We start from the raw sequence: 12457 nt of genomic DNA on the forward strand, positions 1-12457 counted from the left end.
TTGTGGAAGGCCTGCGCCTAGCCTACGCCAGGGCGCGGCGCAGTAAGCGTGGCGACGACGCTTTCGGCCGACCCCGCAAAACGCGAAAATGGCCGGCCCGGCGCCTTGCGCTCGAATCCGCTTCCTTTCCCCCGGACACATATCCCGATGACCGAGACGCCCAAGATCCTGTACACACTGACCGACGAGGCGCCGTTCCTGGCCACCGCCTCGCTGCTGCCGATCGTGCAGGCCTTCACCGCCCCGGCGGGCATCACGGTGGAATCGCGCGACATATCCCTGGCGGCGCGGATCCTGGCGCAATTCGGCGATGTGCTCGGCGACGCACAACGCGCCACCGACGACCTGGCCGAACTCGGCCAACTGGCCACCACGCCGGAGGCCAACATCATCAAGCTGCCCAACATCAGCGCGTCCGAGCCGCAGCTCAAGGCTGCGATCGCCGAACTGCAGCAGCAGGGTTACGCGATCCCGGACTATCCCGAAGACGCGAAGACCGACCACGACAAGGACATCAAGGCCCGCTACGACCGGGTCAAGGGCAGCGCGGTCAATCCGGTGCTGCGCGAGGGCAATTCCGACCGTCGCGCGCCGGCCTCGGTCAAGGCCTACGCGCGCAAGCATCCGCACCGCATGGGCAAGTGGAGCGCCGACAGCAGGACCCACGTCGCGCATATGGAAGCCGGCGATTTCTTCGGCAGCGAACAGTCGGTCGTCGTGCCGCAGGCCTGCAGCGTGCGGATCGAATTCACCGCCGACAACGGCAGCTGCTTCCCGCTGCGCGCGCCGCTGCAGCTGCAGGCCGGTGAGGTGATCGACGCGGCGTCGATGAGCGCGGCCGGGCTCGCTGGTTTCATCGATGCGCAGCTCCAGGACGCCAAGGCGCAGGGCGTGCTGTTTTCGCTGCACCTGAAGGCGACGATGATGAAGATCAGCGACCCGATCATGTTCGGGATCGTGGTCTCGCGCTTCTACCGCGAAGCGCTGGAAAAGCATGCCGACGCGCTCGAACAGTTGGGCTTCGATCCGGGCAACGGCATCGGCGACCTGTACGCGCGCCTGCCCGGGCTACCCGAAGCCGCGCGCGCGCAGATCGAGGCCGACCTCGCCGCGGTGTACACGCAGCGCCCGGGTCTGGCGATGGTCAATTCGGACAAGGGCATCACCAACCTGCACGTGCCCAGCGACGTGATCGTGGACGCGTCGATGCCGGCGATGATCCGCGACGGCGGCCGCATGTGGAACGCGCAAGGCGAACTGCAGGACACCAAGGCGGTGCTGCCCGACCGCTGCTACGCATTGATCTACCAGGCGGTGATCGACGACTGCAAGGCGCACGGCGCCTTCGACCCGGCCACCATGGGCAGCGTGCCCAATGTCGGCCTGATGGCGCAGAAGGCCGAGGAATACGGCAGCCACGACAAGACCTTCCAGATGCCCGGCGCGGGCACCGTGCGCGTGGTCGACGAGGCGGGCAAGGTGCTGATGGAACACCGCGTGGGTGCCGGCGACATCTGGCGCATGTGCCAGACCAAGGACGCGCCGATCCGCGACTGGGTCAAGCTGGCGGTGACCCGCGCGCGCCTGAGCAACACACCCGCGGTGTTCTGGCTGGACAAGGCGCGCGCGCACGATGCCAACCTGATCGCCAAGGTCGAGACCTACCTCGGCGAACACGACACCTCGGGCTTGGATATCCGCATCCTCGCGCCGTTCGACGCGATGGCGCTTTCGCTCGCGCGCATCCGCGCCGGCAAGGACACGATCTCGGTCACCGGCAACGTGCTGCGCGACTACCTCACCGATCTGTTCCCGATCATGGAGCTGGGTACCAGCGCCAAGATGCTGTCGGTGGTGCCGTTGATGGCCGGTGGCGGTCTGTTCGAGACCGGCGCCGGCGGCAGTGCGCCCAAGCATGTGCAGCAGTTCATCGCCGAAAACTATCTGCGCTGGGATTCGCTGGGCGAATTCCTGGCCCTGGCCGCATCGCTGGAACACCTGGCCGACACCACCGGCAACGCCCGCGCAAAAGTGCTGGCCGACGCGCTGGATGCCGCCAACGCGCAATTCCTCGACAACGACAAGTCGCCCAGCCGCAAGCTCGGCGGCATCGACAATCGCGGCAGCCACTACTACCTCGCCCTGTACTGGGCGCAGGCGCTGGCGGCGCAGGATGCCGACGCGGAACTGAAGGCGCGCTTCCAGCCTGTTGCGAAGGCACTCGCCGAAAACGAAGCGCAGATCGTCGCCGAACTGATCGCCGTGCAGGGCACGCCCGTGGACATCGGGGGCTACTACCGACCCGACATGGACAAGCTGTCGCAGGCGATGCGGCCGAGCCCGACGCTCAATACGGCGTTGGCCACGCTGGGGTCGCGCTAGCGCAGCGTCCATAGGCTGCGACGCCATCCTCGAAGGGGCGCGCGGGCGCCCCTTGCTTCATCCGCTTCCATTCCCGGGATAGCACGACGCGATCTGCCCTAGCGGATCAGCGGAACGCCGAGAGTGCGATCGAATCGACTGCGACCCACCCTGGTCCGTGCTGTGCTCGGTCCACGGCCTGTGCGTGGTCGGCGTGATACCGGCTGGACTTCGATGGATTCCGCCTGTGCGCGCCCATCGCCGGGCTCGGTGAGCGCGGGTCGCAATTGCGAGCCAGGCCCGACAGCGGTTGGATGCATGCATTCATGTCAGCCTCCAGGTGTATTGCCAGGGCCGGACCTCGGGCGTCGGCGCGTTCACAGCGCCTGCGCAGGCTTGGACGCCGCGTCCCATACGCCGGCGACGTCGAAATGCTCGACGGTCTTGCGGAAGTCGAGCAGGTAGTCCTTATCCTCGTCGTAATAACGCGCCAGTTCGATCTGCTTGCCGGCGAAGGCTTCGATCGATTCACGCCGGTCCCACAGGGTCAGCAATGCGAACTCGGTGCGGCCGTTATGCCTCTGACGCAGCAGCCACACGCCCAGGTTGCCGGGCGTGGCGCGATAGTCGCGCACGCCGGTGGCCTGCAGCAGCTGTTCGTAGGCGTCCGCATCCTCGGTGCGGGTCTCGCCGCGCCAGAGCCTGGCGATCATCGCGGTGGGCCTAACCGCAGGCCACGCAGTCGCGCAGCTGCAGTTCGTCGTTCGCGGCGAGTTGTTCGAACGGCTCTTCCAGGTCCAGGTTGTGGCCCGCGTGCATCGGCCGTCCGCCGAGGAACTGCAGATGCTGCAGCAGGCCAAGGCCGGAACCGGCTGGCTCAGAGGCGGACGCGGCCCGCGCGTGCCAGCGTTCGCCGGCGGTGCGGTTGCCGAGCGGTGCGAAATCGGCGTCCAGGTCGTCCGGACGGGTGAAATGGCCTTCCAGGAACATCAGGCCCTTGAACAGATTCATGGTGCGCTCCTTGGGCGTTCGCAGATGCGGGATTGCCTCTGTTTCTTGAACGTAGTAGAAGGTAAACCCATCCCGTCGGCCCTTAAAGCGATGCTTTTGCAAGGAAGATTTGAATGGAATTCAAGTCATGAGCCGCCTGCCCCTGCACGCCCTGCCCGGTTTTGTCGCCGCCGCCCGTGCCGGCAACCTTTCGCGCGCGGCCGAATCGATGCATCTGACCGTCAGCGCCCTAAGCCATCAGATCAAGGCCCTGGAGGAACGGCTCAATCGCACCTTGTTCGTGCGCGGGGCGCGCGGGATCGCGCTGACCGAGGACGGGCGCCGGCTGCTGGAGAGGATCGGCCCGCACTTCGACGCCATCGAAGACGCGCTGCGCCCCTATGCCGCGCGCCGCGACGACGTGCTCACGATCAGCGTGACGCCGTCGGTGGCCTCGGCCTGGCTGGTGCCGCGACTGGGCGGCTTCCTGGCCGCGCACCCGGAAATCGAAGTCAGCGTGCTCTCCGATACCGCCTTGGTCGACTTCGCCCGCGACACCCATATCGATGCGGCCCTGCGCATCGGCCTGGGCGACTGGGCCGGCCTGCAGGTGGAGCTGCTGTTCGACGAGTGGCTGCTGCCGGTGGCCAGTCCTGCCCTGATCGAACGCCAGGGCGGCCTGCCCACGCTCGAGGGTCTGCGCGACTGGCCGCTGCTGGGCGATCCGGACGACGAATGGGATCACTGGTTCGCCCAGCACGGCCTGCCGCCGGCGAAGCGCTACGTGGCGACGTTCAACGACTCCGAGGCCCAGAATCGCGCCGCCCGCGACGGGGTGGGTGTGGCGCTGGGACGGCTGACCCGGGCGCGGCTGCTGCTCGAGTCCGGGCAGCTGGTCGCGTTGGCCGCACAACCCACGCCGGCCAGCTACGGTCACTACCTGGTCTACCCGCCGCGCTCGGCGGCGCATGGCGGGCTGCAGCGGTTCCGCACCTGGCTGCTGGAGCAGGCGCGTGAACATGCCGAGGCGGCGTCGCGGCCGGTGCGCTGAGGCAGCGATGGCGGTGGGCATGCGCATCGCCGAGAATCGGGGTTCTTCCCCAAACCGGTGTCCAGACATGCTTCGCATTGCCGCGCTTGCCGCCAGCCTCGCCCTCGTCGCCTGCGCCCAGACCGCTGAAACTGCCGGCCCGGAACCTGCTGCCGCGACCGCGCCCGAGCCCGCCGCGGACAGCGCACGCCAGAGCGATCCATTGCTCGCGGCCGTCGCCGGCAGCTGGCGCACTCCGGCCAATGTGGCCCGCGACGTCTACCGCCACCCGCGCGAGACCCTGCAGTTCTTCGGTCTGCAGCCCGACCAGACCGTGGTGGAAATCACCCCGGGCGGTGGCTGGTATGCCGAGATCCTGGCGCCCTATCTGCGCGACTCGGGCACCTATGTCGCCGCCGTGGTCGACCCCATGGCGGTCGCCGAAGGCAAGGACCGCGACTACCAGAACAGAAGCAAGACCGGGCTGGAAGCCAAGTTCGCCGCCGCCCCCGCGCAGTTCGACAAGGCGCAGGTCGTGGCTTACGACCCGAAGGCGCCCGCGTTCGGCGCGCCGGATTCGGCCGATCGCGTGCTGACCTTCCGCAACGTCCACAACTGGCGCATGGACGGCGTGGCCGAAGCCATGTTCCGGGGCTTCTTCCAGGTGCTCAAGCCAGGCGGCGTGCTGGGCGTGGTCGAGCATCGCGCCGCAGCCGATGTTCCCGCGGACGATGACAGCGGCTACGTGAGCGAAGCGCAGGTGATCGCGCTGGCCCAGGCGGCGGGCTTCCAGCTCGAGGAGAAGAGCGAGATCAACGCCAATCCGAAGGACACCAAAGACCATCCCAACGGCGTGTGGACCCTGCCGCCGGCGAACCGTCATGACCCCGAAGACGACCCCAAGTACAAGGCCATCGGCGAGAGCGACCGGATGACGCTGCGGTTCGTGAAACCGCGCCGCGAGTAACCGCACGCGCGAAACCAAGTGTGCCGCCGCAGCGGCGGACAGCACCCGCATGCTCATCGCCTTCAACAAACCCTATGGCGTGCTGTGCCAATTCACCGACCGCAGTATCCCGCCCCGGCCGACGCTGGCCGGGTTCGGGCTGCCGCCGGACGTCTATCCTGCGGGCCGCTTGGACCACGACAGCGAAGGCTTGTTGCTGCTGACCGATGACGGCGCGCTGGCGCACCGGCTGACCGCGCCGCGCCACAAGCTACCCAAGACCTATTGGGTCCAGGTCGAGGGCCAACCGGAAGAGGACCAGCTGCGCGCCTTGCGGGCGGGCCTCGAGCTCGGCGACGGGAAGACTCTGCCGGCGGGCGCACGCCGCATCGCGCCACCGGAGCTGTGGCCGCGTAATCCGCCGGTACGCTTCCGCAAGACCGTCCCCGATGCCTGGATCGAACTGGTGCTGCGCGAAGGCCGCAATCGCCAAGTGCGGCGCATGACCGCAGCGGTCGGTCTGCCCACCCTGCGGCTGGTGCGGGTGGCGGTGGGCACACAGCGCCTGGGCGAACTCACACCGGGGCAGTGGCGCCGGGTCGCATCCGGCGACGCTGAATCGTTAAGCGCAGAATCGGGGTAAATGCAGGCGCGATGTCCGGATGGGCTCGCATCTGGCGTTGCTATCCTGCTACCGTTTCGGCCCGCGGCACGGTGGGGTAGCCATGCACGCTCCCGGAGTTTCCCGATGACGGCCAAGCCGTCCACAACCCTGGGAAGGATCCTGGTCGTCGACGACCAGGCGGCCAATCTGCGCGCGGTGAGCACCCTGCTCGCCCGCCACGGCTATGACGTCCGCACCGCCGACTCCGGCGCGCAGGCGATGGCGCTGGCGCGTGAATGCCAGGCCGACCTGATGCTGCTGGACATGGTGATGCCGGGCATGGACGGCTTCGCGCTGCTGGCGCAGATCAAGCAGGACGCCGCGTTGCGACGCCTGCCCGTCGTGTTCCTGACCGCCGCACACGATCGCGAGCTGCTGGTGCGCGCGTTCGACGCCGGGGCGGTGGACTATGTCACCAAGCCGTTCATGCCGGAGGAGCTGCTCGCGCGGGTGTCGGCGCAGGTCGGACTCAAGCAGACCCGCGACCGCCTTGAGCGCGTCGCGCGCGAACGCCAGGAGCTGGTCACCCTGGTCGCGCACGACCTGAAGAATCCCCTGACCAGCGTGCTGTTCGCCAGCGACGTACTGCGCAGCGGCGGTGCGCGTCCCGAGCGCGTGCCGCGCTACCTGCAGATGATCCACGAGAGCGCCCAGGATGCGCTGGGCTATATCCGCCGTTATCTGGAAACCCAGGCGGCGCAGGCACGCGGCACCGACGGCCGCCAGGATGACGGCACGTGCGTGGCCTGGCGGGAACTGCTCGACTGGCTTCATGACCGTTACGCGCTGCAGCTCGAAGCGCGCGGCCTGCAGCTCAATATCGCCGCGCCCGAGACGGACGCGAGCGCCGCCATGGACGGCGTGGTGCTGCGTCAAGTCGTGGAGAACCTGGTCACCAATGCGATGAAGTACGCGCCAGGCAGCGATGTCGACCTGAGCCTGCGCAACGGCTCGCCGGGGTACTGGCAATTGCATGTCGAGGACCGCGGCCCGGGGATCCCGGCCGCGCACCGCACCCAGCTGTTCATGCCCTTCATGCGGCTGCAGGAAGGCGACGACCCGCTCTCGAGCGGCCTGGGTCTGTCGCTGGCCCGACAGATCCTGGAGGGTGCGGGCGGCAGCCTGTGGTACGAGGATCGCGATGGCGGCGGCGCCCGGTTCGTGGTCGAAGTACCGGCCGCATCCGAGACTTCCATCCGGGCGGTTGGCTAACACGGCGCGGATGCCCGGCATGGCGGCTCCGCGACGCGGGGTGCGCGCCACTTCGCTAACCGCGCACCGTGTCTGTCCGAAGCACAGCAAGACGCCGGCCTTGCGACCGGCGTCGTTCGCATCGGCTGGCGCTCAGGTCGAAGCAGGTCGCGTAGTGCGCTTGCCTGCGCTGGTGCGCCGCTTGCGCGCAGCGCCATTCGCGCGCTTGGCCTCGATGCGTGTGGCGCTGCCCTCGATCGGGCCTTCCTGTGCCTGCTTCGCGCGACGGCGCGCGGCATACCACAGCAGGCCTGCACCTGCGGCGGCGGCCACTGCGATCACCGGATTGCGGCGCACGAACTTCGTGGCCACGCGCGTACCGGTTCTCAGCGCACCGAGTGCCGCACCGGTTTCGACCCACTTGATCGCCTTGTCTGGCACCCGGTCGCGGATGGTTTCGCCGACTTGCGTCGCCAGTTCCAGCGCACGGCCGGGCAGATCGTTCATCATGCTCATGACTTGGGTTCCCGCGAGTCCATACCGGGGTTCAGTCTCGTCGGATCGCCGTTCAAGCGACGTGAGCGCACGGCCGCGATGCATTCGGCAGCCTGAATGCACGCAACGCGCTCACATGCCGCGCCGCGAGAAACCATCCGAAACGGCTTTCCACATCCCGCCGCAGCGGGGGAGAAAACCCATTGGGAGCGACGCTTTTCCTGTTCATCGTGGTTTGGCGCGGTGGGTTGCCACTGCGTTCCACGGATCCTCAGGCCACGGATGCTTCGGATAGCGCCCCTTCATTTCCCTGCGCACCTCCGGATACGTCCGTTCCCAGAAACCCCGCAGGTCCTGCGTGACCTGCAGCGGCCGGCCGGCCGGTGAAAGCAGGTGCAGGGTGAGCGGGATCCGACCCTCGGCGATGCGCGGCGTGTCGGTCCATCCGAACAGCTCCTGCAGCTTGACCGCCAGCACCGGCGCCACCGGCGCTTCCTCGGCCGTTTGCCACCCGTATTCGATACGCCGCTGCATACCTGAAGGCACGCCGATCTGGATGGGTGCGAGCGTATCCACCTGCCTGCGGAGCAACCCGTCGAGCAGTCCCTTCAACGCCAGCGCCAGCTCGCCTTCGCTCAACGCGTCCAGGCGACGCTTGCCGGCGAAGGCCGGACGCAGCCAGGCGTCGCGCGCCGTCAGCAGCGCGTCATCCGACAGGTCCGGCAGGCCAAGCTGTGGCATCCATGCGCGCAGGCAGCGGATGCGCGCGCGCCACTGCGCAAGTTCCGGGCTCCATGGCAGCACCTCAAGGCCCAGTTCGACGACCGCATCGGTCAGCGCCTGCGCGGCCTGCGCGGGATCGACCTGCCCGGCGGGCCGGGTATCGAGCACGATCCCGTCATAGCGCCGCTCGCGCTGCGCCACCAGCGCGCGCGCCACCGGGTCCCACCGCACCACGTCCTGTTCGACGAAGCGCCCGGGGAAGGCGCGGCGCAGTTCGGCTTCATCCAACGGCGCGCCGCGCAGGATCAACGCATCGCGGCTGCGCTCGAAGCGCAGCTCGCTGGCGACGATCCACGCTTCACCATACAGGGCGCTGTCTTCGAACAGGCGCGCCATGCGTCCGTTCGCGAGCTGGTAGCGCAGTGGATCAGCCGCGTGCCGATGGGCGATGCGATCCGGGAAGGCGTGCAGCAGGCGGTCGCCGATCGCATGCGCGGGCACATCGCGCGGCGAACGCGCATCGATGCGCAAGCGGCGACGCCATTGCCCGGCGGCCGCGTCGATCGCGGCCAGGGCGCTGCGGCTGGCGCCGGCGGGGACGCGAGATTCGCGATACCCGGCCAGGGCCTGCCAACGGTGGGCCAGCGCGTCGGATCGGGGACCTCCGCTTCCCGAGAGCAGGGGATCGCGCGCCTCGATGAGTGCGGCCAGATCGCAGGCCAGCGCGGACTCCGCCGGCGTTGCCGGCGCGAGCAGCATCGCCGCCAGCCGCGGATGCGTACCGAGCGTCAGCATGCGCCGGCCGGCCGAAGTGATGTCCCAGCGCCGTGCCTCGTCCTCGCCATGCGGGGACAGCGCACCGAGCCGCAGCAGCAGGTCGCGCGCCGCGGCCAGCGCGCCGGCCGGCGGTGGATGAAGGAAGCGCACGGCATCGCTACCCCAGGCGGCGAGTTCGAGCGCCAGAGCGGCGAGTTCGACCTGCGCGATTTCCGCGCGCCGCTGCGGTTCCAGCCGCTGCGATGCGGGCCACAGCCGGTACGCCCAGCCGTCCGCGACACGTCCGGCGCGGCCGGCGCGCTGGTCGGCCGAGGCCTGCGAGATCGTCACCATGTCGAGCCGCGAAAAGCCGCTGTTCGGATCGAAGCGCGGTTCACGCGCAAGACCCGTATCGATGACCACGCGCACGCCCGGCAGGGTGACGCTGGATTCGGCCACGTTGGTCGCGAGCACCACGCGGCGCACGCCGTCGGGCGCGGGCTGCAGAACGCGCGACTGCTGTTCCACTGGCAGTTCGCCATGCAGCGCAAGCACGTCCGCTTGCCGGTGCTCACCGCTTCCGGCCGCGCGTTGGGTCAGCGCCGCCTGCACGCGTGCGATCTCGCGCTGCCCGGGCAGGAACACCAGCACGTCGCCCGGATGGACAGCGAGCGCGTGCACCACGGCACGAACAGTCTGCGCTTCCAGCGCTTCCTCGCGCCGCGCGGGAAACGAGGCGATCTCGACCGGAAAGCTGCGTCCCGCGCTCGACAGGCGCGGGGCGTCCAGCCATCGCGCCATGCGTTCGCCGTCGAGCGTGGCCGACATCACCACGATGCGCAGGTCTTCGCGCAAGCCTGCCTGCACGTCCAGGGCCAGCGCCAGCCCCAGGTCGCCGGCGAGATGGCGCTCATGGAATTCGTCGAACAGCAGCGCGCCGATGCTGCCGGGACCGGTGCCGCCAAGCTCGGGATCGTCCTGCAGCATCCGGGTCAGGATGCCTTCGGTCACGACCTCGATCCGGGTGCGGGCCGAGATCCGGTTCTCGAAACGGATCCGGTAGCCGACCGTGTCACCGATGTCCTCACCAAGCTGGCGGGCCATGAACGCGGCCGCGGCGCGCGCGGCCACGCGGCGCGGCTCCAGCATCACGATCTTCCTGCCCTGCAGCCAATCCGCGTCGAGCAGCGCCAGCGGCACCTGCGTGGTCTTGCCGGCGCCGGGCGGCGCTTCCAGCACCAGACGCGGATGCGCGGCCAGCGATGCACGGACCTGCGGCAACAGTGACGAGATGGGAAAGAGATCTGCGGAAGCCGCCATATGCGCTGGAACGAATCTGCGGCGCCGTACGGCGGCTCCCGGGCAGCGCATTGTGCAATCGGTCGCCTCGGGATGCGCGCCGACGCGTGCAGTTCTGTTGCAGGGCAAGATGACGATGGTCATACATCGCGGCTAGATTCCGGGTTCCCCTGACGAAAAGGACTTCGTATGCGCCGTCCCGCGCCCTTCCACCGGCATGCCTTTCTCGCCTGTTGCGCGCTTGCCGCACTGCTCATCGGCCAGCCCGCGCACGCGGCCGTGTTCATCAACGAATTCCACTACGACGACGCCACCTCCAGCGGCGACACCGGCGAGCGCATCGAAGTGGTGGCTACCGCAGGCGAGTCGCTCAGCGGGTACCGCATCTATCTGTACAACGGCTCCACGCCTTCGGCCGCGACCACCTACGACAACGATGCGGTCCCGGCCGGCAGCCTCGTGACCTGCGGCGCCAGCGTGCGCATCGCCACGCTGAGTTATCCCAGCAACGGCATCCAGAACGGGGCCAACGACGGTTTCGCCCTGGTCAACGCCAGCGGGCAAGTGGTGCAGTTCCTGAGCTACGAGGGCCAGATCACCGCCAGCAATGGCCCCGCCGCCGGCCGCACCAGCAGCAACCTGCCGGTCGCCGAGAGCGGCTCCACCGCCGCCGGCACTTCGCTGCAGCTGGGCGGCAGCGGCAGCAGCTACGGCAACTTCAGCTGGCGCAGCTCGGCCATCCAGACCTTCGGCCGCTGCAACAACGGCCAGAGCTTCAGTTCCGCCAGCAACACGCCGCCGGCAGTCACCGCGACCACGCCCGTCCAGGGCGCCACCGATTTTCCGGCCACGGGCAATCTCTCGGTGAGCTTCAGCGAAAGCGTGTCGCTCGTCAGCGGCGCCTTCACCCTGGCCTGCGCCACGTCCGGGAACGTCGCGCTGTCGCATGCCAGCAGCGGCAGCACGTTTTCGATTGATCCCGCAGCTACGCTCACGGCTGGCGAGGGCTGTCTGTTCACCGTGGTCGCGAGCAAGGTCAGCGACAGCGGTGGCACGCATCCGGTGCAGGACACCGCGATCGATTTCGACATCGCGTCTGGAAGCACGCCCGGCGACTACTACGCGCGGGTCAACACCTCCAGCGCCTCGCAGCTGCGCTGCTCGCTGCACGAGACGATCCGCAACCACACCGTCTACCCCTACAGCGCCAGCAGCACCGACACCTGGGACATCCTGGAGCTCGCCGACGAGGATCCGAACAACGCCGGCCGCATCCTCGACGTCTACCGCAACCGCAGTTATCTCAAGGGCAGCGAGCGCGCGGGCACCGGCACCGGCATCACCTACAACCGCGAGCACACCTGGCCGAACTCGCTCGGCTTCGGCAGCGCCACCGGCGACAAGGGCCTGCCGTACGCGCCGTATACCGATACCCACATGCTGTATCTGAGCGACACCAGCTTCAACTCCGACCGCGGCAACAAGCCGTATGCGGCATGCACCCAGTCCGGCGGCTGCGGCGAGCGCGCGACCGAGGCCAACAACGGCTACGGCGGCGGTAGCGGCGTGTATCCGGGCAATTCCAACTGGGTGCAAGGCCCCGACGGCAACGGCGGCTCGTTCGAGGTCTGGGGCCACCGCAAGGGCGACATGGCACGCGCGGTGATGTACATGGCGATCCGCTACGAAGGCGGCGACGATTCGAACACCGGACAATCCGAACCCGATCTGGAGCTGACCAACGACCGCAGCAGGATCGTCATGACCTCGGCCTCGCCTGCCTACATGGGCCTGCTCTCGACTCTGCTGGCCTGGCACCAGACCGATCCGCCCGACGCAGCCGAACGCGAGCGCAACGAAGTGATCTACGAATTCCAGGGCAATCGCAATCCCTTCATCGATCATCCCGAATGGGCGAGCAGCGCGCTGTTCACTTCGAGCCAACCTTCGAGCTGTCAGTTGAACTGACTGCTTACGCCTGTGGGAGCGGCCTCGGCCGCGA

At 68.4% G+C, this 12457-nt stretch carries 9 protein-coding genes and 1 pseudogene; 6 read left to right on the forward strand and 4 right to left on the reverse strand.

Translation table 11 applies throughout. The annotated features are described in order from the left end of the window. The first annotated feature begins 147 nt into the window (after nucleotides 1–147). Nucleotides 148–2382, forward strand: coding sequence for an NADP-dependent isocitrate dehydrogenase (locus tag MC380_RS07705; protein WP_242163987.1), 2235 nt, complete (start codon nucleotides 148–150; stop codon nucleotides 2380–2382). Between the two features lie 356 nt (nucleotides 2383–2738). Here MC380_RS07705 and MC380_RS07710 read toward each other — a convergent pair whose 3' ends face one another. Further along, nucleotides 2739–3074: a hypothetical protein gene (locus MC380_RS07710; RefSeq protein WP_242102176.1), complete on the reverse strand. Its 336-nt coding sequence runs from the start codon at nucleotides 3072–3074 to the stop codon at nucleotides 2739–2741. Between the two features lie 10 nt (nucleotides 3075–3084). Continuing rightward, nucleotides 3085–3372: a hypothetical protein gene (locus MC380_RS07715; RefSeq protein WP_242102175.1), complete on the reverse strand. Its 288-nt coding sequence runs from the start codon at nucleotides 3370–3372 to the stop codon at nucleotides 3085–3087. Between the two features lie 127 nt (nucleotides 3373–3499). Between MC380_RS07715 and MC380_RS07720 the strand changes: the two genes are divergently transcribed. The 4 genes and pseudogenes from MC380_RS07720 to MC380_RS07735 all read left to right on the forward strand — a co-directional run bounded on the left by MC380_RS07720 (nucleotide 3500) and on the right by MC380_RS07735 (nucleotide 7203). Next, nucleotides 3500–4402 (forward strand): LysR substrate-binding domain-containing protein, encoded by a 903-nt coding sequence (locus MC380_RS07720; RefSeq protein WP_242102174.1) that lies wholly within the window; start codon nucleotides 3500–3502, stop codon nucleotides 4400–4402. A gap of 151 nt (nucleotides 4403–4553) precedes the next feature. After that, nucleotides 4554–5348 (forward strand): annotated as a pseudogene (locus tag MC380_RS07725) (methyltransferase); the annotation flags it as partial. A 49-nt stretch (nucleotides 5349–5397) separates the two neighbouring features. Beyond that, entirely contained in the window at nucleotides 5398–5970 is a 573-nt protein-coding gene (locus tag MC380_RS07730; protein WP_242163989.1) for a pseudouridine synthase, read from the forward strand. A 105-nt stretch (nucleotides 5971–6075) separates the two neighbouring features. Beyond that, nucleotides 6076–7203 carry a hybrid sensor histidine kinase/response regulator gene (locus MC380_RS07735; RefSeq protein ID WP_242102171.1) on the forward strand — a complete coding sequence of 376 codons (1128 nt, stop codon included), beginning with the start codon at nucleotides 6076–6078 and terminating at the stop codon, nucleotides 7201–7203. A 132-nt stretch (nucleotides 7204–7335) separates the two neighbouring features. On the opposite strand, the gene MC380_RS07740 is transcribed toward MC380_RS07735, so the two are convergent. Together MC380_RS07740 and hrpB are read right to left on the reverse strand one after the other, a co-directional pair. Continuing rightward, nucleotides 7336–7698: a hypothetical protein gene (locus tag MC380_RS07740; protein WP_242102170.1), complete on the reverse strand. Its 363-nt coding sequence runs from the start codon at nucleotides 7696–7698 to the stop codon at nucleotides 7336–7338. A gap of 204 nt (nucleotides 7699–7902) precedes the next feature. Further along, nucleotides 7903–10476 (reverse strand): ATP-dependent helicase HrpB, encoded by a 2574-nt coding sequence (gene hrpB, locus MC380_RS07745; RefSeq protein ID WP_242163991.1) that lies wholly within the window; start codon nucleotides 10474–10476, stop codon nucleotides 7903–7905. 168 nt (nucleotides 10477–10644) lie between these two features. Between hrpB and MC380_RS07750 the strand changes: the two genes are divergently transcribed. Further along, nucleotides 10645–12423: an endonuclease gene (locus MC380_RS07750; RefSeq protein WP_242163993.1), complete on the forward strand. Its 1779-nt coding sequence runs from the start codon at nucleotides 10645–10647 to the stop codon at nucleotides 12421–12423. Nucleotides 12424–12457 lie beyond the last annotated feature (34 nt).

Origin of the sequence: Lysobacter sp. M15, assembly GCF_022662515.1 — a bacterium.
In the GTDB taxonomy this organism is placed as follows: Bacteria; Pseudomonadota; Gammaproteobacteria; order Xanthomonadales; family Xanthomonadaceae; genus JAKPBU01.